Origin of the sequence: Pseudomonas sp. NIBRBAC000502773, assembly GCF_006517195.1 — a bacterium.
In the GTDB taxonomy this organism is placed as follows: domain Bacteria; phylum Pseudomonadota; class Gammaproteobacteria; order Pseudomonadales; family Pseudomonadaceae; genus Aquipseudomonas; species Aquipseudomonas marginalis.
Genome location: NZ_CP041189.1, coordinates 971,600 through 993,966, shown reverse-complemented (window position 1 = coordinate 993,966; position 22,367 = coordinate 971,600). Strand labels below are relative to the sequence as shown.

Annotated in this window: 21 protein-coding genes; 8 read left to right on the top strand and 13 right to left on the bottom strand. The window is 62.4% G+C overall.

The window, feature by feature from the left end; genetic code table 11:
• Position 1 precedes the first annotated feature (1 nt).
• The 5 genes from NIBR502773_RS04440 to ctlX all read right to left on the bottom strand — a co-directional run bounded on the left by NIBR502773_RS04440 (position 2) and on the right by ctlX (position 4,573).
• Positions 2-715 carry an ABC transporter permease gene (locus tag NIBR502773_RS04440; protein WP_141155475.1) on the bottom strand — a complete coding sequence of 238 codons (714 nt, stop codon included), beginning with the start codon at positions 713-715 and terminating at the stop codon, positions 2-4.
• Entirely contained in the window at positions 712-1,413 is a 702-nt protein-coding gene (locus NIBR502773_RS04435; protein WP_141155474.1) for an ABC transporter permease, read from the bottom strand. Before NIBR502773_RS04435 ends, NIBR502773_RS04440 begins: the two co-directional genes overlap by 4 nt.
• A 138-nt stretch (positions 1,414-1,551) precedes the next feature.
• Positions 1,552-2,331, bottom strand: coding sequence for an ABC transporter substrate-binding protein (locus tag NIBR502773_RS04430; protein WP_141155473.1), 780 nt, complete (start codon positions 2,329-2,331; stop codon positions 1,552-1,554).
• A 257-nt stretch (positions 2,332-2,588) separates the two neighbouring features.
• Positions 2,589-3,635, bottom strand: a complete 1,047-nt coding sequence (locus NIBR502773_RS04425; protein ID WP_065923795.1) for an ornithine cyclodeaminase — start codon at positions 3,633-3,635, stop codon at positions 2,589-2,591.
• 11 nt (positions 3,636-3,646) lie between these two features.
• On the bottom strand, positions 3,647-4,573 hold the full coding sequence (gene ctlX / locus NIBR502773_RS04420) for a citrulline utilization hydrolase CtlX (RefSeq protein WP_141155472.1): 927 nt from the start codon (positions 4,571-4,573) through the stop codon (positions 3,647-3,649).
• Positions 4,574-4,860: 287 nt separating this feature from the next.
• Here ctlX and NIBR502773_RS04415 point away from each other — a divergent pair, with 287 nt between their 5' ends.
• Entirely contained in the window at positions 4,861-5,754 is an 894-nt protein-coding gene (locus tag NIBR502773_RS04415) for a GNAT family acetyltransferase (RefSeq protein ID WP_141155471.1), read from the top strand.
• 66 nt (positions 5,755-5,820) lie between these two features.
• Here the strand turns inward: NIBR502773_RS04415 and NIBR502773_RS04410 are convergent, their stop codons facing one another.
• The 5 genes from NIBR502773_RS04410 to NIBR502773_RS04390 form a co-directional block, all read right to left on the bottom strand.
• Complete coding sequence (locus tag NIBR502773_RS04410; RefSeq protein ID WP_027606184.1) at positions 5,821-6,840, bottom strand: branched-chain amino acid aminotransferase; 1,020 nt, start codon at positions 6,838-6,840, stop codon at positions 5,821-5,823.
• 103 nt (positions 6,841-6,943) lie between these two features.
• Entirely contained in the window at positions 6,944-8,323 is a 1,380-nt protein-coding gene (gene lpdA / locus NIBR502773_RS04405; protein WP_141155470.1) for a dihydrolipoyl dehydrogenase, read from the bottom strand.
• 4 nt (positions 8,324-8,327) lie between these two features.
• Positions 8,328-9,584 carry a dihydrolipoamide acetyltransferase family protein gene (locus tag NIBR502773_RS04400; RefSeq protein ID WP_115487055.1) on the bottom strand — a complete coding sequence of 419 codons (1,257 nt, stop codon included), beginning with the start codon at positions 9,582-9,584 and terminating at the stop codon, positions 8,328-8,330.
• Positions 9,585-10,643, bottom strand: a complete 1,059-nt coding sequence (locus NIBR502773_RS04395; protein ID WP_065884833.1) for an alpha-ketoacid dehydrogenase subunit beta — start codon at positions 10,641-10,643, stop codon at positions 9,585-9,587. It abuts the gene before it with no gap.
• A 1-nt stretch (position 10,644) separates the two neighbouring features.
• Positions 10,645-11,880 carry a 3-methyl-2-oxobutanoate dehydrogenase (2-methylpropanoyl-transferring) subunit alpha gene (locus NIBR502773_RS04390; RefSeq protein ID WP_141155469.1) on the bottom strand — a complete coding sequence of 412 codons (1,236 nt, stop codon included), beginning with the start codon at positions 11,878-11,880 and terminating at the stop codon, positions 10,645-10,647.
• Between the two features lie 195 nt (positions 11,881-12,075).
• Between NIBR502773_RS04390 and NIBR502773_RS04385 the strand changes: the two genes are divergently transcribed.
• Both NIBR502773_RS04385 and NIBR502773_RS04380 read left to right on the top strand, forming a co-directional pair.
• Positions 12,076-12,558 carry an Lrp/AsnC family transcriptional regulator gene (locus NIBR502773_RS04385; RefSeq protein WP_027606189.1) on the top strand — a complete coding sequence of 161 codons (483 nt, stop codon included), beginning with the start codon at positions 12,076-12,078 and terminating at the stop codon, positions 12,556-12,558.
• 177 nt (positions 12,559-12,735) lie between these two features.
• Entirely contained in the window at positions 12,736-14,361 is a 1,626-nt protein-coding gene (locus NIBR502773_RS04380) for a methyl-accepting chemotaxis protein (protein WP_141155468.1), read from the top strand.
• A gap of 58 nt (positions 14,362-14,419) precedes the next feature.
• Here the strand turns inward: NIBR502773_RS04380 and NIBR502773_RS04375 are convergent, their stop codons facing one another.
• A complete protein-coding gene (locus tag NIBR502773_RS04375) occupies positions 14,420-15,283 on the bottom strand; it encodes an MBL fold metallo-hydrolase (protein ID WP_141155467.1) in 864 nt (287 codons plus the stop codon).
• Positions 15,284-15,377: 94 nt separating this feature from the next.
• On the opposite strand from NIBR502773_RS04375, the gene NIBR502773_RS04370 reads away from it, so the two are divergent.
• The 5 genes from NIBR502773_RS04370 (at position 15,378) to NIBR502773_RS04350 (ending at position 20,982) form a co-directional block, all read left to right on the top strand.
• Entirely contained in the window at positions 15,378-15,713 is a 336-nt protein-coding gene (locus NIBR502773_RS04370; RefSeq protein ID WP_017527038.1) for a helix-turn-helix transcriptional regulator, read from the top strand.
• A gap of 51 nt (positions 15,714-15,764) precedes the next feature.
• On the top strand, positions 15,765-17,009 hold the full coding sequence (locus NIBR502773_RS04365; protein ID WP_141155466.1) for an FAD/NAD(P)-binding oxidoreductase: 1,245 nt from the start codon (positions 15,765-15,767) through the stop codon (positions 17,007-17,009).
• Entirely contained in the window at positions 17,010-17,816 is an 807-nt protein-coding gene (locus NIBR502773_RS04360; RefSeq protein WP_141155465.1) for a sulfite exporter TauE/SafE family protein, read from the top strand. It begins immediately after the preceding gene.
• A 138-nt stretch (positions 17,817-17,954) separates the two neighbouring features.
• On the top strand, positions 17,955-19,100 hold the full coding sequence (gene nosP / locus NIBR502773_RS04355) for a nitric oxide-sensing protein NosP (RefSeq protein ID WP_115487060.1): 1,146 nt from the start codon (positions 17,955-17,957) through the stop codon (positions 19,098-19,100).
• Positions 19,042-20,982 carry a NahK/ErcS family hybrid sensor histidine kinase/response regulator gene (locus NIBR502773_RS04350; protein WP_141155464.1) on the top strand — a complete coding sequence of 647 codons (1,941 nt, stop codon included), beginning with the start codon at positions 19,042-19,044 and terminating at the stop codon, positions 20,980-20,982. Before nosP ends, NIBR502773_RS04350 begins: the two co-directional genes overlap by 59 nt.
• An 83-nt stretch (positions 20,983-21,065) precedes the next feature.
• Here NIBR502773_RS04350 and NIBR502773_RS04345 read toward each other — a convergent pair whose 3' ends face one another.
• Positions 21,066-21,731, bottom strand: coding sequence for a response regulator transcription factor (locus NIBR502773_RS04345; protein WP_010209341.1), 666 nt, complete (start codon positions 21,729-21,731; stop codon positions 21,066-21,068).
• Positions 21,732-21,746: 15 nt separating this feature from the next.
• Positions 21,747-22,295: a PQQ-dependent catabolism-associated CXXCW motif protein gene (locus NIBR502773_RS04340; protein ID WP_141155463.1), complete on the bottom strand. Its 549-nt coding sequence runs from the start codon at positions 22,293-22,295 to the stop codon at positions 21,747-21,749.
• Positions 22,296-22,367: the final 72 nt, after the last annotated feature.

The window sequence follows — 22,367 nt, the reverse complement described above, 5'->3', positions numbered from 1 at the left end:
GTTAGCCTCGGGTAGGAACAAGAAAACGCATCCAGCGACGTTCGGCCAGTCGGAACAGGCCCACCAGTGCAAAGGACAGCAGCATGTAGAGCAGGGCGGCGATGCCGAAGGCCTGGAACGTCAGGAACGTCTCGGCATTGGCATCGCGCGCCACCTTGAGGATGTCGGCGACGGTGGCGGTAAACGCCAGCGACGTGGCGTGCAGCATCAGGATCATTTCATTGCTGTAGGCCGGCAGCGCGCGGCGCAGTGCGGCAGGCACCACCACAAACAGGTTGAGGCGCCAGCCGTGCAGGCCATAGGCGCGGGCCGCTTCGAGTTCGCCGTGGGGAATGTTGCGGATCGCCCCGGCGAAGATTTCTACGGTGTAGGCGCAGGTATTGAGCACAAAGGCCAGCAGGGTGCAGTTGAGGGCATTGCGGAAAAACTGGTTGAGCAGGGCGTTGTCCTGCACCACCTCCAGGCTGTACAGCCCGGTGTAGCAGATCAACAGTTGGATATACAACGGCGTGCCGCGGAACAGGTAGGTGTAGACCTCCACCGGCCAGCGCAGCCAGAAGTGTTCCGACACGCGGGCCAGCGCCAGGGGGATCGAGAGGAAAAACCCCAGCACCACCGAGATAATGAACAGCCACAAGGTCATGGCAACGCCGGACAACCCGGTGTCATCGCTGAACAGGTAGGCCAGGCCGTATTGCTGGAACAGTTCGATCATCGCGCCATCCCCTTGATGCCGAGGTTATAGCGCCGTTCGAGGCGCTTGAAGATGCGGTTGGAGAGGGTGGTGATCACCAGGTACACCAGGCCTGCGAGGATCAGGAAGTACAACGGCTCGTTGGTGGTCTTGCCGGCGTTCTGCGCAGCCTTGACCAGGTCCGACAGGCCGATGATCGACACCAGCGCCGTAGACTTGAGCAGCACCAGCCAATTATTGCCCAGGCCCGGCAGGGCAAAGCGCATCAACTGCGGGAACAGCACCAGGTGAAAACGCTGCCAGCGGCTCAGGCCGTAGGCGGTGGCGGCTTCGAGTTGGCCGACCGGCACACTGAGGATCGCACCGCGAAAGTTCTCGGTGAAATACGCGCCGTAGATAAACCCCAGGGTGATGACCCCGGCGGTAAACGGGTCGATTTCAAAGTAGTCCCAGCCGAACACTTCGCTCAGGTCGTTGAGCCACAGTTGCAGGCTGTAGAAAATCAGCAGGATCAGCACCAGGTCCGGCACGCTGCGGATCAGCGTGGTGTACAGCGTGGCCGGCACCCGCAGCCATTGGGCGCTGGACAGTTTGGCGCCGGCGGCGATCAGGCCCAGGGCGAGGCTCAGGGCCAGCGCCAGGAACGCCAGCTTGACCGTCATCCAGGCACCCTGGGCGAGCATCGGGCCGTAGCCTTGCAGGTTGAGGAGTTCGTTCATGGGGAAATCTCTAAAGGGCGCAGACATACCCCTGTGGGAGGGGGCTTGCTCCCGATGAGGGGCGTGCCAGTCGACACCTGTATTGACTGACCCATCGCTATCGGGAGCAAGCCCCTTCCCACAAGGGATTGTGTTGGCTTATTCGTTGTAGATGTCTTGATCGCCGAAGTATTTCTTCTGGATCTGTGCGTAGGTGCCATCGGCCTGGACGGCGGCGATGCCTTTGTTGATCAGCGCACGCAAGTCCTGGTCGTTCTTGCGCAGGCCCATGGCGATGTCCAGGGGCAGGGTCGGGTCCTTGAAGGCCGGGCCGGTCTTGAAGTCGGCGCCTTCAGGCTTGGACAGGAAGTTGAGCTGGGCTTCGAGCTTGTCGGTCAGGGTAGCGTCGAGACGGCCGTTCTGCAGGTCGGCGTAGTTCTGCTCCTGGGACTGGTACGCCTTGATCTGCGCGCCCAGTTTGGCCAGGTGCGCGCGGGCATAGGCTTCCTGCAACGAACCTTGCAGCACGCCGACCTGTTTGCCTTTCAACGATTCCGGGGTGTCGCCGAAGTCGGCATTTTTGCGCGTGATCACCGACGTGGGGCTGAGGAACAGGCGGTCGGTGAAGTCGATGACTCTCGCGCGCGCCGGGGTCACGGCCATGGACGACATGATCGCGTCGAACTTGCGCGCGCGCAGGGCCGGGATCATGCCGTCGAATTCGTTGTGCACCCAAGTGCATTTGACCTCGAGCTTGGCGCAGATGGCATTGCCCAACTCGATATCGAAGCCTTGCAGGCTACCGTCGGCGGCCACGGATTCAAACGGGGGGTACTCGGGGAATACGCCGAAGCGGATTTCTTTCCAATCCTGGGCGTGGGCGGCGCCGGCGCACAGTGGCAACAGCAACGCAGCGAAGAGTGATCGCAATGGAGTCATATGTCGGTCCCTATATTTTGTAATTGATGTCAGGGCAGTAGAAAGGGTGCAGCGTGCATGCATTCGGTGACTCTTTGGTCGGGCTCAGAATGCTTCATGGTGGTGCGTTTTTTGTGTCGTTTACCCGGTGCTCAAAGCGCAAATTGCGCTGTTAAAACACGCAATGCAGCGGAATCGGCTGTGGCACCCGCTGAATCGGCTTTTCAGCCCTGGAAATCCGACCTGCCCATGGCGCAAAGGGGCAGGCCAGAGCGGTCTCAGGCGCGCTTTTTATGCTGTGCTCGAGGCTGTTGGGCCAGGCGCGCGAACAAGTCCTTGGGGTCGGCCAGGTCCGGCACCAGTTCCAGTTCGCTGCCGACATCCAGGGCCTTGGCCACGTCCAGCACATAGCGCAGGGCCGAGTAGTCTTCGATGGCAAAGCCCACCGAGTCGAACAGGGTGACCTGGCGCTCATGCTCGCGGCCGGCGACCTGGCCGTTGATGACCTGCCACAACTCGGTCACCGGCGAGTCTTCCGGCATGTGCTGGATTTCACCTTCGATGCGGCTTTGCGGTTCGTACTCGACGATTACACGGGCGCGCTCGACGATGCGGCGGTCCAGCTCGGTCTTGCCCGGGCAGTCGCCGCCCACGGCGTTGAGGTGCATGCCGGGCTCGATCATGTCGTCGGTGAGGATGGTCGCGTAGGCCTTGTCGGCGGTGACGGTGGTGACGATGTCCGCGCCCTTGACCGCTTCGGCCACGCTGCCGGCCAGGATCACCTTGATTGCCGGGAACGCCTTGAGGTTGGCTGCCAGCTTGGCGGTGGCCTTGGCGTCGATGTCGAACAGGCGGATCTCGTTGATGCCGAGCATGGCGTGGAAGGCCAGGGCCTGGAATTCGCTCTGGGAGCCGTTGCCGATCAACGCCATGCTGCGGCTGTTGGCGCGGGCCAGGTAGCGGGCCACCAGGGCCGACGTGGCGGCGGTACGAATGGCAGTGGTCAGGGTCATTTCCGCCAGCAGCACCGGTTTGCCGGTGTCGACGTCGCCCAGTGCACCAAAGGCCATTACGGTGAGCATGCCGGCCAAGGTGTTCTTCGGGTGGCCGTTGACGTACTTGAAGGCGTACAGCGAGGCGTCGGACACCGGCATCAACTCGATCACGCCATCCGGCGAGTGGTTGGCCAGGCGTGCGCATTTTTCAAAATCCTGCCAGCGCAGGTAGTCGGCGCGGATGTACTCGGCCATCTCAGTGATGCAGGTGTGCAGGCCCTTTTGCGAAACCAGATAGCTGAGGTCGTTGACGTCGATATAGCGGGTCATGGCAAGACTCCTTATTGAAATGAGGGACGGGCTGGCAGGTGCACTTCTGCCAGCATGCAGCGGGCACTGCCGCCGCCGATGCGTTCGATGTTGTCGATGTTCACCACCACCGGCCGGGTGTGGCGCTCCACATGCCGGCGCTGCGCCGGTTGCAGCGCGCCCCAGGCACTGGCAGACATCACCAGCAGCGGCTGGCCGTCGCGGTCGTGGACTTCGAGCATGTTGCCGGCGAAGGCTTCGAGCTGGTCGAAGTCGAGGCCGAGGATGTCTTTGCCGGTGTCGCGCAGCGAGCGTTCCAGGGCCTGGCGTTCGTCGGCGTCGGGCAACGCTTGCAGGCACACCACCGAAAGGTCGCGGCCGACGCTCATCATCACGTTGCTGTGGTAGATCGGTGCGTGGTGGCGGTCGACGGCGTGGAAGACGCAGAGCCGGTAGTCGAGGCGTTCGGCAAACTGGCGCAGCGCGTCGTGGTGGGTGCGCCCGGAGTGACAGGCGTAGCTGATGCGGTGCTGACGGTCGAGGACCATGCTGCCGGTGCCTTCGAGGAAGATGTTCTGTTGTTCGAGGTGGCTGAGGTCGATGGTGTCCTTGATCGCAAAGCGCTGCTCCAGCACTTGCAGCACGCCTTTGTTGCGCTCCAGTCGGCGGTTCTGGCCTTCCATCGGGTACAGCACCAGGCTGCCGTCGGCGTGGCTGCTCCACCAGTTGTTGGGGAAGATCGAGTCGGGTGTGTGGGGCGCCGGAGTGTCTTGCACCACCAGCACTTCCACGCCGTGCCAGCGCAGGGTGTCGACATAGCCGTCGAACTCTTCCAGCGCTTTCTGCTGTGCACTGAGCGGGTCGAGGGGCGGGCGTTGGAAACGGTTGTTGATCGCGGTATCCGGGTTGAAGGCAAAGCGCGCCGGGCGAATCATCAGGACGGTGTTGGTGGTTTGCATGGGGGCACGAATCCATGGGGTTGAGCAGTGGGGCTATTTTGTTCGCTGTGGCAGGGGAATCCCGGCTGAAACCAAGGGGCGGCCCAGCCGGGAAAGCTGAAAAGGGGGGTGAGGCAGCCGAATCGGCTGTTGGAGCTGGAGCGCGGTCAAAATGTGAGAGGGGGCTTGCCCCCGATTGCGGTATATCAGTCACTCAATCCATCAACTGGCACACCGCCATCGGGAGCAAGCCCCCTCCCACATTGGTACAGTGGCGACTGTAATAACGCCGTCAGCCAGGAGGAGTCATGTCTACCGTCGTACGTCTTGCCCAATCCGAGGATGCCGAAGGGATCAGCCAGGTCATCCTGGCGGCCTTGCACAGCAGCAATGCGCGGGACTATCCGGCGGATGTGATTGCCCGGGTGGCCAGCAACTTCACCCCGGACGCGGTGCTCGACCTGCTCAAGCGCCGTGTGGTGCTGGTGGCGGTCCAGGACCGGGTGATCGTCGCCACGGCGGCCCTGGATGCCAATGTGGTGCGCTCGGTGTTCGTCAATCCGGCGCTGCAAGGGCAGGGCATTGGCCGGTTGCTGATGATTGAAATCGAACTGCGCGCGCGGGAAGCGGGGGTGACGACGCTGAGTGTGCCGTCCTCGCTGACCGCCGAGCCGTTCTACACCAGGCTGGGTTTTCACACGGTACGTGACGTCTACCACGGCAATGAGCGCACGTTGGTAATGGAAAAGGCGCTGTTGTCGCGCCATCCCATCGGTCCATATCGCGACCGCCAGCACCGTGGGCAAGTGGTGGCGTTATGGCAGGAGGCGTTTGGGTATGACACGGCGCATAACCTGCCGACCCTGGCGATCGATAAGAAACTGGCGGTCAATGACGGGCTGTTTTTTGTGGCGACGGACAAAAAGACTGTCATCGGAACGGTGCTTGCCGGCTACGACGGTCATCGCGGCTGGCTGTACTCGGTGGCCGTGCACCCTGGCTATCGGCGTCATGGCCTCGGTTCCTCGCTGGTGCGGCATGCGGAACAGGCCCTGACGGCCCTGGGCTGCATGAAGATCAACCTGCAGATCACCGGTGGCAATGAGGCGGTGGTGGGGTTCTATGAGGCGCTGGGGTATGGGGTGGAGCCGAGGATCAGCATGGGCAAGAAGATTGCCGAGAATATCCCGAAGGATTCTTGAATACACTGGAGAGCAAATGTGGGAGGGGGCTTGCCACCTCCCACAGGGTTTTGCGGCGTTACTGGCTTAGACTTTTACGATCCAACCCGCTGGCGCTTCGACGTCGCCGGTCTGCACGCCGGTCAGCTCTTTGTAGAGCTTCTGGGTGATCGGGCCGACTTCGGTCTCGCTGTGGAACACATGCAACTGGCCGTTGTACTGGATACCGCCGATCGGCGAGATCACTGCCGCAGTCCCGCAGGCACCGGCTTCCTTGAACTGATCCAGCTTGTCGATAAATACCTCGCCTTCGACCACTTCCAGGCCCAGGCGGGTCTGGGCCAGTTCGATCAGCGACAGGCGGGTGATGCCTGGCAGCACCGAAGGTGACTTCGGTGTGATGAACTTGTTGTCGTGGGTGATCCCGAAGAAGTTGGCCGAGCCGACTTCTTCGATTTTCGAGTGGGTCATCGGGTCCAGGTAGATCGCGTCGGCGAAACCGGATTTCTTCGCTTCCGAGCCCGGCATCAGGCTGGCGGCGTAGTTGCCACCGACCTTGGCGGCACCGGTGCCCTGTGGGGCGGCGCGGTCGAAGGTGGAGATCTGGAAGTTGTGGGGCACCAGGCCGCCCTTGAAGTAGGCGCCGACCGGGATGCAGAACACCGAGAAGATGAACTCCGGCGCGGTGCGCACGCCGATGTTGTCACCGGTGCCGATCACGAACGGGCGCAGGTACAGCGCGCCGCCGCTGCCGTAGGGCGGGATGAACCGCTCGTTGGCCTTGACCACTTGCTTGCACGCGTCGATGAACGCGTCGGTCGGGACGTGGGGCATCAGCAGGCGGGCGCAGCTGCGCTGCATGCGCGCGGCGTTCTGGTCCGGGCGGAACAGGTTGATCGAGCCGTCCTTGCAGCGGTAGGCCTTGAGGCCTTCGAAGCACTGCTGGCCGTAGTGCAGGGCGGTAGAGCCCTCGCTGATGTGCAGCACGTTGTCGTCGGTCAGGGTGCCGGTTTGCCATTCGCCGTTTTTCCAGACCTGGAGAAACCGCTTGTCGGTCTTGATGTAGTCAAAACCCAGCTTGTCCCAATTGATGCTTTCGTTACCCATGACACCCTCTATCTTTGGTCAAGTCGGTTTTTTTCTGAATGGGCGCAACAATACTTCATTCCCGGGCCCGTTCGCATCCCCTGTAGCGCCCTCGCCACAAACGCTATAGGTGCAAGGCGTGGCCCAGGGCCCGCAGCGCAGCTTCCTGCACCGCCTCGCCAAGCGTCGGATGGGCGTGGATAGTGCCGGCCACGTCTTCCAGGCGTGCGCCCATTTCCAGGCTCAGGCCGAAGGCGGTGGACAGCTCGGACACGCCGGCGCCGACCGCTTGCCAGCCGACAATCAGGTGATTGTCGCGGCGTGCCACCACCCGTACGAAGCCGGTTTTCGACTCCAGGGTCATTGCACGGCCGTTGGCGGCGAACGGGAAACTCGACACGATGCAGTCCAGGCCGGCGGCCTTGGCTTCATCGGGCGTCTTGCCGACCACCACCAGTTCCGGGTCGGTAAAGCACACCGCCGGGATCGCCGCCGGGTTGAATTCGCGGGATTGACCGCTGATCAGTTCGGCGACCATTTCGCCCTGGGCCATGGCGCGGTGCGCCAGCATCGGCTCGCCGCTAAGGTCGCCGATGGCATACACGTTGCGCATGCTGGTCTGGCAGCGGCTGTCGATCTTGATCGCCGCGCCGTTCATCTCCAGGTTCAGCGCCTCAAGGTTCCAACCCTGGGTGTTGGGTTTGCGACCAACGGCAACCAGCACCTGATCGGTTGTCAGCGCCAGGATGTCGCCATTCGGGTCGCATACTTGCAGGCTGCCATCGGCAAAACCCGTGACGCTGTGCTTGAGGTACAGCTTCACGCCCAATTGCTTGAGGGATTCGTTCACCGGTTGCGTCAGCTCGGCGTCGTAGGCTGGCAGGATGCGGTCCTGGGCCTCGACCACACTCACGTCGGCGCCGAGCTTGCGATACGCAATCCCCAGCTCCAGGCCGATGTAGCCGCCGCCCACCACAATCAGGCGCTTGGGCACGCGGGTCGGCGCCAGGGCTTCGGTGGACGAGATGATCGGCCCGCCGATCGGCAGCATCGGCAGGTTGACGCTTGTCGAACCGGTGGCCAGCAGCAGGTGTTCGCACTGGATGCGCTGGTCGCCGACGTCGACGGTCTTGCCGTCCACCACCTTGGCCCAGCCGTGGATCACCTGCACTTTGTGCTTTTTAAGCAGTGCGGCGACACCGGTGGTCAAGCGGTCGACAATGCCGTCTTTCCATTCCACGCTTTTGCGGATGTCCAGGGTCGGCACGTCCACCTCGATTCCCAACCGGGAACCCTGGCTGTGGTGCACGGTTTGCTGGAACTGCTCGGCCACGTGAATCAAGGCCTTGGACGGAATGCAGCCGATGTTCAGGCAGGTGCCGCCCAACGCCTGGCCTTCCACCAGGATGGTCGGGATGCCCAGCTGGCCGGCACGAATGGCGGCCACATAACCGCCAGGGCCGCCGCCGATAATCAGCAGCGTGGTATGCAATGTCTGGGTCATGCCCTTACTCCAGGAACAGGCTGGCGGGTTGTTCGAGCAGGCCGCGAATGGCCTGGATGAATTGCGCCGCGTCCATGCCATCGACCACGCGGTGATCGAAGGAGCTGGAGAGGTTCATCATCTTGCGGATCACGATCTGGCCCTTGATCACCATTGGCCGCTCGACGATGCGGTTGACGCCGACGATGGCCACCTCCGGCAGGTTCAGCACCGGGGTGCTGACGATGCCGCCCAGGGCGCCCAGGCTGGTCAGGGTAATGCTCGAACCGGACAGCTCATCGCGGCTGGCCTTGCCATTGCGTGCAGCAGTGGCCAAGCGCGCGATTTCCTCGGCGTTGCCCCACAGGCTGCGGGCTTCGGCGTGACGCACCACCGGCACCATCAGGCCCACGTCGCTCTGGGTGGCGACGCCCACATGCACTGCGCCGAGGCGGGTGATGACCTGGGCTTCGTCGTCGTAGCGCGCGTTGATCTGCGGGAAATCCCGCAGCGCCACGACCATGGCGCGCACGATAAACGGCAGCAACGTCAGCTTGCCGCGCGTGGCGCCGTGCTTGTCGTTGAGGTGCACGCGCAGCTCGTCGAGGGCGGTGACGTCGATCTCTTCCACATAGCTGAAATGCGCGGCACGCCGGGTGGCGTCCTGCATGCGCTGGGCGATCTTGCGGCGCATGCCGATCACCGGGATCTGTTCTTCGTCGTTGCGTTCGGCGTAAGGGTTGGCGGCCATCGAAGTTTTTGACGCCCCTTGTTGCAGGTAGGCCTCGAGGTCTTCGTGCAGGATCCGCCCGGCCGGGCCGGAGCCCTGTACCAGACGCAGTTGAATCCCGGCATCCAGCGCGTGCTTGCGCACGGCGGGGGAAGCCAGGGGGCGTTCGTCGGCATCGCGGGCCACGGGGGACTGTGCGGCTGCCACCGGTGCAGGCTTGCTTTCGACCACCGGTGCCGGCTTGGCCTCGACAACGGCAGCCGCTTTCACCGGCTCCGCCGCCACCGGCACGTCTTTGGCGTTACCCGCACCTTCCACTTCAATGCTGATCAGAATACTGCCCACCGCCATCACTTCACCCGGCTCGCCGCCGAGGGCAATCACCTTGCCATGGACCGGCGAGGGAATGTCCACCATCGCCTTGTCGGTCATCACATCCGCCAGCACCTGGTCTTCGACGACCATGTCGCCGACCTTCACATGCCACTGCGACAATTCAACTTCCGCGATGCCTTCGCCAATGTCCGGCATCTTGATAACGTGCGTGCCCATTCAGACCTCCATGACCCGTTTCAACGCCGCGCCCACTCGGGACGGGCCTGGGAAATACGCCCACTCCTGCGCGTGCGGGTAGGGGGTGTCCCAACCGGTGACGCGTTCGATCGGCGCTTCCAGGTGGTGGAAGCAATGCTCCTGCACCAGCGCCACCAACTCGGCACCAAAGCCGCAGGTACGGGTGGCTTCGTGCACCACCACGCAACGGCCGGTCTTTTTCACGGACTTGACGATGGTGTCCAGGTCCAGCGGCCACAGGCTGCGCAGGTCGATGACTTCGGCGTCGATGCCGGTTTCTTCGGCGGCGACCTGCGACACATACACCGTGGTGCCGTAGGTCAGCACAGTGACGGCCGAGCCCGGACGCACGATGGCGGCCACGTCCAGCGGCACCGTGTAGTAACCGTCCGGCACCTGGGCTTGCGGGTGTTTCGACCACGGCGTTACGGGGCGGTCGTGGTGGCCGTCGAACGGGCCGTTGTACAGGCGTTTGGGCTCAAGGAAGATCACCGGGTCATCGTTTTCGATGGAGGCAATCAGCAGGCCCTTGGCGTCATAGGGGTTGGACGGCATCACCGTACGCAGGCCGCAGACCTGGGTGAACACCGCTTCGATGCTCTGGCTGTGGGTCTGGCCGCCGTAGATGCCGCCGCCGCAGGGCATGCGCATGGTCAGCGGTGCGGTGAACTGGCCGGCCGAGCGATAACGCAGGCGCGCCGCTTCGGAGATGATCTGGTCGGTGGCGGGGTAGACGTAGTCGGCGAACTGGATCTCGGCCACCGGGCGCAGGCCGTAGGCACCCATGCCCACGGCCACGCCGATAATGCCGCTTTCGGAGATCGGTGCGTCGAACACCCGCGAGCTGCCGTACTTGGTCTGCAAGCCTTCGGTGCAGCGGAATACACCGCCGAAGTAACCGACGTCCTGGCCGAACACCACCACGTTGTCATCACGTTCAAGCATCACATCCATGGCCGAGCGCAGGGCCTGGATCATGGTCATGGTGGTGGTGGTCATGGCGGTTTCCAATTCGATGCTGTTGTTGTGATCGTTCATGTCAGATCCCCAACTCCTGACGCTGGCGCTTCAAGTGCTCCGGCATCTCTTTATAGACGTCTTCGAACATGGTCGCGGCGCTTGGGATCTGGCCACCGGCCAGGGTGCCGTACTGTTCGGCCTGTTTCTGCGCGGCGATCACCTCGACTTCCAGTTCGGCACTGACCGCCGCGTGCTCCTCTTCGGACCACTGGCCAATCCTGATCAGGTGCTGCTTGAGGCGGGCAATCGGGTCGCCCAGCGGGAAGTGGCTCCAGTCGTCGGCGGGGCGGTATTTGGACGGATCGTCCGAGGTGGAGTGCGGGCCGGCGCGGTAGGTGACCCATTCGATCAGGCTCGGTCCGAGGTTGCGGCGCGCACGCTCGGCGGCCCAGGCGGAGGCGGCGTACACCGCGATAAAGTCGTTGCCGTCCACGCGCAGGGAGGCGATGCCGCAGCCGACGCCGCGTCCGGCGAAGGTGGTGGCTTCACCACCGGCGATGGCCTGGAAGGTGGAGATGGCCCACTGGTTGTTGACCACGTTGAGAATCACCGGCGCGCGGTACACGTGGGCAAAGGTGAGGGCGGTGTGGAAGTCGGATTCGGCGGTGGCGCCGTCACCGATCCAGGCCGAGGCGATCTTGGTATCGCCCTTGATCGCCGAGGCCATGCCCCAGCCCACACCCTGTACGAATTGGGTGGCGAGGTTGCCGGAAATGGTGAAGAAGCCTGCGTCCTTGACCGAATACATGATCGGCAACTGGCGGCCTTTGAGCGGGTCGCGCTCGTTGGACAGCAGTTGGCAGATCAGGTCCACCAGCGGCACGTCGCGGGCCATCAGGATGCTTTGCTGGCGGTAGGTGGGGAAGCACATGTCGTCGATGTTCAAGGCCAGGGCCTGGGCGCTGCCGATGGCTTCTTCGCCAAGGCTCTGCATGTAGAACGACATTTTTTTCTGACGCTGGGCGACCACCATGCGGTTGTCGAAGATCCGCGTCTTGAGCATGGCACGCATGCCTTTGCGCAGGACTTCAACGGGAACCCCTTCGGCCCATGGCCCCAAGGCCTGGCCCTGGTCGTCGAGCACGCGGATCAGGCCCTTGGCCAGGTCGGCGGTGTCGGCGGGTTCTACGTCGATGGCGGGTTTGCGCACCAGGCCGGCGTCGGTCAGGCGCAGGTAGGTAAAGTCGGTCTTGCAGCCTGGACGGCCCGAGGGTTCGGGCACGTGCAGGCGAAGGGGTTCGTACTGCTGGGTCATGGCTTTCTACGCTCTATCTTGTGAATTTCTTGTAGTGGGCGCGCTAGCTGACAGTCCGTCTTCGGGTAGAAGAAATCTTGTCCTACAACAATCATAGGCGTGGCGTAGAAGAATATTTATCTGTGTTTCATTGCGCCCGCGATCATTTGCGGATAAAAAACCTGCATAAACATAATAAACAGGTGATTTTGTCTCATGCGCAAACTGGACCGTACCGATATCGGCATTCTCAACGCCCTGCAGGAGAATGCGCGGATCACCAACGCCGACCTGGCCCGCTCGGTCAACCTGTCGCCCACACCCTGTTTCAACCGGGTCAAGGCCATGGAAGAACTGGGCTTGATTCGCGAACAGGTCACCCTGCTCGACGCCGATCTGCTGGGGTTGCACGTGAATGTGTTCATTCATGTGAGCCTGGAAAAACAGAACGAGTTGGCGTTGCAGCAGTTCGAAGGCGCGATTTCCGACCGGCCCGAGGTGATGGAGTGCTACTTGATGGCCGGCGACCCGGACTATTTGATCCGGGTCTTGGTGCCGACGATCCAGTCGCTGGAGCGTTTCATGATGGACTTCCTGACCAAGGTGCCGGGGGTGGCGAATATTCGCTCCAGCTTTGCCCTCAAACAAGTGCGCTACAAGACGGCGCTGCCATTGCCGCCGGGTGGATTAATGGTTTGATCCCAATAGGAGGCTGCACCGCTGATCCTGATAGTTAGCCAAGTAATAATCAGGGCGGGCTTTTTATTTTTAGTTAATGAAAAATTGCATCAGCGGTCACGTATTTTTCACACGCATTTCAACACATTGGCCCCATCAGGCCGTGAAGTTCGCGGCCCAGGAAAGGGGTAAGCCGCGATGTCCATGAGAGCCTTGAAGTTGAACTTCCGTACCACACTGTGTTTTGGCCTGGTGTGCCTTTTGCTGCTGATACAAGGCGCAATGACCCTGATAAAAGTCGATAAGGTCTATTCGTCGACGGTTGAAATCGAAACTAACTGGCTCCCCAGTATTCGGTTGGCCGGTGAAATAGATTCGGCGTTTTATAAACTTCGTCTCGATCTACGTCGTTATGCCATGGATATCAGCCGCCAGGATCCGGCCTCCCTGGAAAAACTCAAGGCGACCCGTACCGAAGCCCTCGATATTGCCGAACGCTATGGGCCGTTAGTCTCAGGCCCCGAAGAGCAAGCCAAGTACAACGAAGCATTAGCCAGCATCAAGAACTACAGCCAGAAGATGGATGAGTTCCTCGCACAAGCCTCCACCTTGTCCGCTGAACAGATGTCGACCTACCTGCGCGAAGTCAACGGGCCGATTGCCCTGGATGTGCAGCGTTCCATCAGCGAGTTGATCGCATTGAATGAACGGGGCTCCAAGGCGGCGGTGCAGGTGGCTTCCAGCGAATATGACGCGGCGCGTCTGTTCACCTGGATATTGATGGCCGCCTCCTTGCTGATCACCGTCGTGGTAGCAAGCCTGTTTACCCGCAGCATCATTACTCCTGTGCGTGAATTGCTGGTATCGACCGGCAAGATTGCCGACGGCGATCTGCGCGTGGCGATTGCCATCAATGGCAATGACGAGTTGACCGCGTTGCAACGGTCTACCGCGTCCATGCAAATGAACCTGAAAAGTACCTTGCAGCACATCTCCGAGGCGTCCGGGCAATTGGCTTCGGCGGCGGAGGAGATGAGCGCCATCACCCGCGAGTCCAGTGCCGGTATTGAACGCCAAAGCATGGAAACCGATCAGGCCGCCACGGCGGTTAACCAAATGACGGCAGCAGTTGAAGAAGTGGCGCGCAATGCGGTGTCGGCGTCCCAGTCCACCCAGGACTCCCAACGCTCGGCCAAAGTGGGGCAGGAGCGTGTGACGCAAACCATCGCCTCCATCGAGAAACTCAGCGCCACGGTGCAGCAGACCGGCGTCGAAGTCGAAGGGCTCGCCAAGCAGGCCCAGGATATTGCCCGGGTGGTTGAAGTGATCCGCTCGATTGCCGAGCAAACCAACCTGCTGGCCTTGAACGCGGCCATTGAAGCTGCCAGGGCAGGGGAGCAGGGCCGGGGCTTTGCGGTGGTGGCCGACGAAGTGCGGGCACTGGCCCACAGAACGCAGACCTCGACCCAGGAAATCGAGCAGATGATCGCGAAAATCCAGACGTGCTCCAGTGAAGCGGTGTCGTCCATGGCCCTCAACCGCAACGAAGCGGTGGACTCCTTGAAGATCGCCCATGAAGCGGGCCTGGCAATTACTCAGATCACCGAAGCCATTACCGATATCAATGACCGTAATCTGTTGATCGCCACGGCCTCCGAGGAACAGGCCCACGTGGCCCGTTCGGTGGACCAGAACCTGATCAGCATCCGTGATCTTTCCATCCAGAGTTCTTCGGCGGCCGGCCAGACCTCGATTGCCAGCCAGGAACTGTCGAGGCTGGCGGTGGACCTCAAGCAGATCGTGTCGAAATTTGCCGTAGCCTGATCACACCTGTGCAGCACCCCCGGAGCATGGAATGGCATGGACGCCAGGCAGGACGGCTTTAGAGCTGGTTCAACGGAATCTTCAAGTACACCACCCCGTTCTCCTCCGCTGGCGGCATATGACCGGCCCGCACATTCACCTGGATCGCCGGCAACAACAGCGTGGGCATCCCCAGCCCGGCATCGCGTTGGGTGCGCATGGCCACGAACGCCGCTTCATCCACCCCGTCATGCACATGGATATTGCCCGCGCGCTGCTCCGCCACGCTGGTCAGGCATTTGGCCTCGCGGCCTTCGGGCGGGTAGTCATGGCACACGTACAGTTGGGTATCGGGGGCAAAGGCCAAGAGCTTGCGCATCGACGCATACAACTGGCGTGCATCGCCGCCGGGGAAGTCGCAGCGGGCGGTGCCGACATCGGGCATGAACAGGGTGTCGCCCACCAGGATCAAGCGGTCGTCGATCAGGTAGGCCATGTCCGCCGGGGTATGCCCGGGCACGTGCAGGGCCTGGGCCTTGATGTTGCCGATGCGGAAGATTTCATCCGGCGCGAACAGGTGGTCGAACTGCGAGCCGTCGACGCGAAATTCCGGCTCCAGGTTGAAAAGATGCTTGAACACGTCCTGCACCTTGCTGATGCTCTGGCCGATGGCGATCTTGCCGCCCAGGGTCCGGCGCAGGTACGGCGCGGCCGACAGGTGGTCGGCATGGGCGTGGGTTTCCAGCAGCCATTGCACCTGCAAGTCGTGCTCACGCACAAAGGCGATGACCTTGTCGGCCTGGGCGGTGTCGGTGCGCCCGGAGGCCGGGTCATAGTTGAGCACCGAATCAACGATGGCACACGGGCCGCCGTCCGCTTCATAGACGACATAGGTGTAGGTCGACGACGCCTCGTCCAGAAAGGAATGAATCAACGCTGACATGACGGCTGCCCCTGATGTTGAAAAAAGTGATTACAATCACTTTACATTTACACATAATGTTTTGAGCTTAAGTGACGCAAAGGACCCGAGGCAAATGGAATCTACTCTGAGTGAAGGCGAAGTCGCCCAGTTGCGCGCGTCGGCATCCAAGGCCTGTGCCTTGCTCAAGGCCCTGGCCAATGAGGATCGCCTGTTGATCCTGTGCCAGCTGACCCAGGGCGAACGCAACGTCGGCGAGCTGGAAACCATGACCGGCGTACGCCAGCCCACGCTGTCGCAGCAGTTGGGCATCCTGCGTGACGAAGGGCTGGTCGCCACCCGTCGCGAAGGCAAGTACATCTTCTACGGGCTGGCCAGCCATGAAGTGATCCAAGTGATGAAGACACTGTCCGGCCTTTACTGCGGCGCGGTGATAAAAAGCTGGGCGTGACGCCATACGGCAGCGACCCTTGTGTGCATTGACGATAAAAGGCAATAGACCATGACCGACCAACACTGGGAGCCAACCATCAGTGGCGATATCGTCGTCATCGGCGGCGGTTCGGCAGGCATCGGCCTGCTGGCCAGCCTGCTCAAGCGCGACCCCGACCTCAACATCACCCTGATCGAACCCAGCGACCATCACTGCTACCAGCCGGCCTGGACCCTGGTCGGCGGCGGCGCCTATGACCTGGAAAAGACCCGACGCCCCCTGGCCGACGTGCTGCCCAATGGCGTCACCTGGGTGCAGGCCGCCGTTACCGAGCTGCTGCCGGACGAGCACACCCTGGTGCTCGACAGCGGCCAGAGGGTGACCTGGAACCACCTGATCGTCTGCCCCGGCCTGCGCCTGGCCTGGGAGAAGGTCGAAGGCCTGAAAGAGACCCTGGGCCAGCACGGCGTCACCTCCAATTACAGCTACGAAAGCGCCGCCTACACCTGGCAACTGGTGCAGCAACTCAAGGGCGGCAAGGCGATCTTTACCCAGCCGGCCATGCCGATCAAATGCGCGGGCGCGCCGCAAAAGGCCATGTACCTGTCCTGCGATCACTGGCTCAGGCAGGGCGACCTCAAGCACATCGACGTCGAATTCAACCTGGCCGGCGCGGCGCTGTTCGGCGTGGCGACCTTTGTGCCGCCGTTGATGAAGTACGTGGAGAAGTACCACGCGCGCCTGGCGTTCAACGCCAACCTGGTCAAGGTCGACGGCCCGGCGCGCAAGGCCTGGTTCGAGGTGAAGGACGCCGAGGGCAACGTCACCGTCGAGGAAAAATCCTTCGACCTGTTGCACGTGGTGCCGCCGCAAGTTGCGCCGGATTTCATTCGCCACAGCCCGTTGGCCGACGCCGCCGGCTGGTGCGAGGTGAACCCCCACAGCCTGCAACACCTGCGCTACCCGCACATCTTCGGCCTGGGCGATGTGTGCGGCACCACCAATGCCAAGACCGCCGCCGCCGTGCGCAAGCAAATCGTGGTGGTCGCCGAAAACCTGCTGGCCCTGCGCAAACAGGCACCGCTGCCGCTCAAGTACGACGGCTATGGCTCGTGCCCACTGACGGTGGAGAAGGGCAAGGTGGTACTGGCCGAGTTCGGCTACGGCGGCAAGCTGCTGCCGACCTTTCCCCTCGATCCGACCCGGGCACGCCGTTCGATGTGGTTCCTCAAGGCGACCTGGCTGCCGTGGTTCTACTGGAACGGCATGCTCAAGGGCCGCGAGTGGCTGACCCGTCTGAGCAAGGTGGACTGAATGCTGCTGGCGAGCGTTTTAGGCGTGTTGATGGGCCTGGTCATGGGCCTGACCGGCGCGGGCGGCGGCATCCTCGGGGTGCCGGCGCTGGTGCTGGGGTTGGGCTTGACGATGACCCAGGCTGCGCCGGTGTCGTTGCTTGCGGTGGGGGCGGCAGCAGCCGTCGGGGCGATTGACGGCTTGCGCCACGGCCTGGTGCGTTACCGCGCCGCGCTGTTGATCGCCTTGCTCGGCGCGCTGTTTTCGCCGCTGGGGGTGTTTCTCGCCCACCAGTTGCCGGAGCCGGTGCTGATGGGCCTGTTCAGCGCCTTGATGGTGCTGGTGGCCTGGCGCATGTTGCAGCGCGAAAAGATTGAGGCCGGGCCGAGTGACCATGGCGCGGCGTCCTGGGGCCAGAAGAACTGCATGCTCAACCAGCAGACCGGGCGCCTGGCCTGGACCGCCAAATGCAGCGCCACCCTGGCCGCACTGGGCGCGGTGACGGGGGCAGTCTCGGGGTTGCTCGGGGTGGGCGGCGGCTTTTTGATCGTGCCGGCGTTCAAGCAACTCACCGACGTGCAGATGCGCGGCATCGTCGCCACGTCGCTGATGGTGATCAGCCTGATTTCGCTGATCGGCGTGGCTGGCGCGTTCCATGCCGGCGTGCGCATCGAACCCGTGGGCTGGGTGTTCATCGCGGCGAGCATCGTCGGCATGCTGATCGGCCGGCGCCTGTGCTCGATGATCCCCGCCCGCACCTTGCAGGTGGGGTTTGCCAGCCTGTGTGTGGTGGTTGCAGCTGGAATGCTTGGGAACGCTTTGCTGTGAATTTGAAATGCAGTCCAACAGTTGAATCTCCCTTGTTTTTGAGCGATTCATCCCATCGCATCCCCCCACCCAGTACCCAAGTAGCATAGGTCCCGCCCCCGCCCTTCGTACACTCATGCTTCAGAGGGGGAGGCAACGATGCACAACAGTGAAGGCGTAGTCAGTGCCATGTCCCAGGCCACCGATGCCGGGCAGGCCGCCGAGGAGTTGGCGCGGCAACTGTTGCATCCGTACCTGGGCTTCGTGCTGTTTTTCTGCTCGGCGTCCTACGACCTGCAGGCCCTGGGCCGCGCCCTGCAGGAGTGTTTCGGCAACGTGCGCGTGGTGGGCTGCACCAGCGCCGGCGAGATAACGCCCCAGGGCTATGGCCGCAATTGCATTACGGCGATGGGCTTCAACCACGCGCACTTTTCCATCGCCACGGAGCTGATCGACCAGGTGGAACACTTCAGCCTGATCGACGCCCAGCAGATGGTCGAACGTCTGGTCGGCGGTTGCCGCAGCAATACCCTGGCACCGATCAAGGGCAACACCTTCGCCCTGACCCTGCTCGATGGCCTGTCCAGCCGCGAGGAAGTGGTGCTCGCCGCCCTCAGCGCGGCGCTCGGCGACATTCCGCATTTCGGCGGTTCGGCCGGCGACGACAACTTCCTCACCCACACCCACGTGTACTTCAACGGCGCCTTCCACAGCGGCGCGGCGGTGGTGGTGCTGGTCAATACCTGGCTGGATTTCGAGGTGTTCACCACCCACCACATCCTGCCGCGCAGTGAAAAGCTGGTGGTGACCGGCGCCGACAGCCCGTCGCGCCGGGTCTTCGAGCTTAACGCCGAACCCGCCGCCGAAGAGTACGCGCGGCATATCGGCGTGGCTGTGGCCGACCTCGACCACCGCGTCTTCGCGGCGCACCCGTTGGCGGTGCGCATCCACGACCAGTACTACGTGCGCGCGATCCAGCAAGTGCACGACGACCTCAGCCTGAGTTTCTACTGCGCGGTGGAAAACGGCATCGTCCTTACCGTGATGAAGCCCGGACCGATCCTGCCAAACCTGCAAACCCTGTTCGACGGCCTGCAAGCGCGCCTTGGCGACCTGCTGTTGACCATCGGCTGCGACTGCTTCCTGCGCCGCCTGGAGTTGGAAGACTCAGGCAATCTGGAACAGATCGGCGGTTTCCTGCGCGACCAGCGGGTGATGGGTTTCAACACCTACGGAGAACAGTTCAATGGCATGCATATCAACCAGACCTTCACCGGGGTCGCCATTGCCCGAGGCCGGCGCTGAACTGCTCGCCCAGGTTGCCCAGCTGCAGCAGGACAACCACAAGCTGGCACGGATCAACGCGGCGCTGATCGAGCGCATCGAGTCCGGCATGGCCCAGGGCAATAACCCTTACACCACCTTCCAGCATTCGGTGGTGCTGGCCGAGCAAGTGCGCGAACGCACCGACGCGCTGAACCAGGCGATGGCCGAACTCAAGGCCAGCAACCACTTGCTGATCAACGCCCGGCTGCGCGCCGAAACCCTGCGCGGCGAACAGGCGGCGGCGCAAAAGGCCCAGGAAAGCGAACGCTGGATTCGCCTGATCACCGATAACGTCCCGGCCCTGATCGGCTACCTGAATGCCGACCTGGTCTATGAGTTCACCAACAAAGTCTATGAAGAATGGTATTGCTGGCCGCGCGGCATGATGCTCGGCCAGAGCCTGCGCGAAGTCCACAGCGAACAACATTGCCAGCGCCTGGACGCCTACGTCGCCCGTGCCCTGGCCGGGGAGAGTGTGACCTTCGAGTTCGCCGAGACCAATATCAATAACCAGGAGCGCTACATGCTGCGCTCCTATGTGCCGAATATGCTGGCCAGCGGCGAAGTGGTGGGGATCTTCGTGCTGATCCGCGACATCACCGAACGCCGCCGCACCGCCGAAGCCCTGCACCAGGCCTATCAGCACCTGGAGCAGCGCGTGGCCCAGCGCACCTCGGAACTCACCGCGCTTAACGACCAGTTGTTGCAGGAGATCGACGAGCGCCGGCGCATGGAGGCGCGCCTGCGCGAAGCCAAGCTCGAGGCCGAGCAGGCCAACCTGTCTAAAACCAAATTCCTCGCCGCCGTCAGCCATGACCTGCTGCAACCTTTGAATGCGGCGCGCCTGTTCACCAGCGCACTGCTGGAGCGGCCCAGCGAAACCCTGGTGCGCAACGTGAGCAATTCCTTGGAAGACGTGGAAAACCTGCTGGGCACCCTGGTGGATATTTCCAAGCTGGATGCCGGGGTGATCAAGGCCGACATCGCGCCGTTTGCCCTGAGCGAATTGCTGGATAACCTGGCCGCCGAGTACACCGAATTGGCCCGCAGCGAGGGCCTGGAATTGCATTTTGTCGGTTGTTCGGCGCTGGTGCGCAGCGATATCCAGTTGCTGGCGCGGATTCTGCGCAACCTGCTGAGTAACGCGCTTCGCTACACCTACAAGGGGCGTGTGGTGCTGGGCTGTCGCCGCCAGCATCAGCGTTTGTCGATCCAAGTGTGGGACAGCGGCATGGGCATCGCCGAGGAGCGGTTGGAGGAGATTTTCCAGGAATTCAAGCGCGGCGATGTGCAGCGGCCCGACCAGGACCGTGGGCTGGGCCTGGGGCTGGCGATCGTGGAAAAGATCGCCGGGATCCTGGGGCATCGCATCAGCGTCAGGTCCTGGCCGGGCAAGGGCTCGATGTTCTCGGTGGAGGTGCCGTTGAGCGCCACGGCGCCCAAGTCGCTGCCAATGCTGGCCATGAGCGAACCGATGCTCGAACGCCTGCAAGGCGCACGGGTGTGGGTGCTGGATAACGACGCGGCGATCTGCGCGGGCATGCGCACCTTACTGGAAGGCTGGGGCTGCCAGGTGATCACCGCGTTGTCCGAGCAGGACCTGGCACGGCAGGTGGACAACTACCATGCCGAAGCCGACTTGCTGATCGCCGACTACCACCTCGACGACGACCAGAACGGCGTCGACGCCGTCGCCCGCATCAATGGACGCCGCGGCCGCGCGATCCCGGCGCTGATGATCACCGCCAACTACAGCAATGAGCTGAAACAGCAGATCCGCGAGTTGGGACACACCTTGATGCACAAGCCGGTACGGCCGATGAAACTCAAGACCGCCATGAGCCACCTGCTCGGCAAATGAACGGCGAAATACCCACAAGTGGAGATCAAAATGTGGGAGGGGCAAGCCCCCTCCCACCTTTGATTTGTGTTGTGTCAGATGGGTCAGCGGCGCAGGTACGAGCCGAAATCGATATCCCCGGCACTGAGGATCGCCTGCACCCGGTTATGCACATTCAACTTGCGCAGGATCGCCGACACATGGGCCTTCACCGTGGTCTCGGCAATCTCCAGGGTGTAGGCGATCTGCTTGTTCGACTCGCCCTTGGTCATGCGCTCCAGCACCAGCAACTGCTTGCGCGTCAGGGCTTGCAGCAGTTCGGGGGCGAAGCCGGGGTTTTCGTTGAGGCGCCGGTGGGTGCCGGGCTTCTGGGTGCGGATGATGTCCGGCGGCAGGTACACGTTGCCGTTGAGAATCTGCTGGATCGCCTCGGTCATTTGCAGGCGCGGCGAGGATTTGGTGATAAAGCCCACGGCGCCGTAGGTGATGGCTTGCAGCACGACCTGCTTGTCCTGCTCGGCCGAGACGATCACCACCGGAATGGTCGGCGCCTCGTTGCGCAGGTTGATCAGGCCATTGAGGCCATGCATGCCGGGCATGTTCAGGTCGAGCAAGATCAGGTCGAGGTCGTCGTGTTCCTGGGTCAATGCCAGGGCGCTGTCGAGGTCGGCGGTTTCCATCACTTCGCTGCCGGGGAAGCCGTCGCTGATGACGTTATGGATCGCTTCGCGAAACAGTGGGTGATCGTCGGCAATCAGGATTTTGTACATGGCCGTTCACCTTTCTTATTGTGAGGTTTGAAATGGCTCGGGTTGGGCGACCGTTACCGGCAGCTTCGCCGCTTCCCAGGCATCCAGGCCGTCGCGATACCAGTACACAGAGGTATAGCCGAGGTTGGCGGCACGTTTTACCGCGTTCCAACTCAGCCAGCAATCGGAGCGGCAATAGAAGACCAGCGGTCGCTTGAGGTCGCCGCCGCTGTAGGCATACAAGTGGCGCACGAAATAGCTTTGCCACTCCGGCGTCAGGTCGCCGTCGCCGGTATTGGCCAGCCAGTGGCTGCCGGGCAGGTTGGCGTGGGGCTGGTCTTCGATGAAGCGGCCTTGCAGCCATTGGCGGCGGTACACGTCGATCAGCACTGGTGCCGGGCTTTGATCGAGCAGGGTTTGCAGGGCCGCGGTGTCGACAATCGTGGCGCCTGGCAGGTGGTCGGGCGTGGGGCTGCGGTACAGGCTGATGCGGTAGCCCTCGGCGGAAAACAGCGGGGTGTCGGCCTGGACGTTGGCGACGAACAGGCACAGCAGCGCCAATAGAGGCAGTCGGGCAGGCAGCATGGCAGGACAATCCTTATCGTTATGCGCGCATTACACGTGAGTCCCGAGCCCTTGGGAATGCGACGATAGACA

What these genes read in the sequence shown, in the direction of transcription:
- NIBR502773_RS04435 (WP_141155474.1), bottom strand. Translation starts at nt 1,413, where the DNA reads ATGAACGAACTCCTCAACCTGCAAGGCTACGGCCCGATGCTCGCCCAG.
- NIBR502773_RS04380 (WP_141155468.1), top strand. Translation starts at nt 12,736, where the DNA reads ATGTCCATGAGAGCCTTGAAGTTGAACTTCCGTACCACACTGTGTTTT.
- NIBR502773_RS04350 (WP_141155464.1), top strand. Translation starts at nt 19,042, where the DNA reads ATGGCATGCATATCAACCAGACCTTCACCGGGGTCGCCATTGCCCGAG.
- NIBR502773_RS04385 (WP_027606189.1), top strand. Translation starts at nt 12,076, where the DNA reads ATGCGCAAACTGGACCGTACCGATATCGGCATTCTCAACGCCCTGCAG.
- NIBR502773_RS04440 (WP_141155475.1), bottom strand. Translation starts at nt 715, where the DNA reads ATGATCGAACTGTTCCAGCAATACGGCCTGGCCTACCTGTTCAGCGAT.
- ctlX (WP_141155472.1), bottom strand. Translation starts at nt 4,573, where the DNA reads ATGCAAACCACCAACACCGTCCTGATGATTCGCCCGGCGCGCTTTGCC.
- NIBR502773_RS04370 (WP_017527038.1), top strand. Translation starts at nt 15,378, where the DNA reads ATGGAATCTACTCTGAGTGAAGGCGAAGTCGCCCAGTTGCGCGCGTCG.
- NIBR502773_RS04400 (WP_115487055.1), bottom strand. Translation starts at nt 9,584, where the DNA reads ATGGGCACGCACGTTATCAAGATGCCGGACATTGGCGAAGGCATCGCG.
- NIBR502773_RS04395 (WP_065884833.1), bottom strand. Translation starts at nt 10,643, where the DNA reads ATGAACGATCACAACAACAGCATCGAATTGGAAACCGCCATGACCACC.
- NIBR502773_RS04425 (WP_065923795.1), bottom strand. Translation starts at nt 3,635, where the DNA reads ATGACCCGCTATATCGACGTCAACGACCTCAGCTATCTGGTTTCGCAA.
- NIBR502773_RS04365 (WP_141155466.1), top strand. Translation starts at nt 15,765, where the DNA reads ATGACCGACCAACACTGGGAGCCAACCATCAGTGGCGATATCGTCGTC.
- NIBR502773_RS04360 (WP_141155465.1), top strand. Translation starts at nt 17,010, where the DNA reads ATGCTGCTGGCGAGCGTTTTAGGCGTGTTGATGGGCCTGGTCATGGGC.
- NIBR502773_RS04345 (WP_010209341.1), bottom strand. Translation starts at nt 21,731, where the DNA reads ATGTACAAAATCCTGATTGCCGACGATCACCCACTGTTTCGCGAAGCG.
- lpdA (WP_141155470.1), bottom strand. Translation starts at nt 8,323, where the DNA reads ATGACCCAGACATTGCATACCACGCTGCTGATTATCGGCGGCGGCCCT.
- NIBR502773_RS04415 (WP_141155471.1), top strand. Translation starts at nt 4,861, where the DNA reads ATGTCTACCGTCGTACGTCTTGCCCAATCCGAGGATGCCGAAGGGATC.
- NIBR502773_RS04375 (WP_141155467.1), bottom strand. Translation starts at nt 15,283, where the DNA reads ATGTCAGCGTTGATTCATTCCTTTCTGGACGAGGCGTCGTCGACCTAC.
- NIBR502773_RS04340 (WP_141155463.1), bottom strand. Translation starts at nt 22,295, where the DNA reads ATGCTGCCTGCCCGACTGCCTCTATTGGCGCTGCTGTGCCTGTTCGTC.
- nosP (WP_115487060.1), top strand. Translation starts at nt 17,955, where the DNA reads ATGCACAACAGTGAAGGCGTAGTCAGTGCCATGTCCCAGGCCACCGAT.
- NIBR502773_RS04390 (WP_141155469.1), bottom strand. Translation starts at nt 11,880, where the DNA reads ATGACCCAGCAGTACGAACCCCTTCGCCTGCACGTGCCCGAACCCTCG.
- NIBR502773_RS04430 (WP_141155473.1), bottom strand. Translation starts at nt 2,331, where the DNA reads ATGACTCCATTGCGATCACTCTTCGCTGCGTTGCTGTTGCCACTGTGC.
- NIBR502773_RS04410 (WP_027606184.1), bottom strand. Translation starts at nt 6,840, where the DNA reads ATGGGTAACGAAAGCATCAATTGGGACAAGCTGGGTTTTGACTACATC.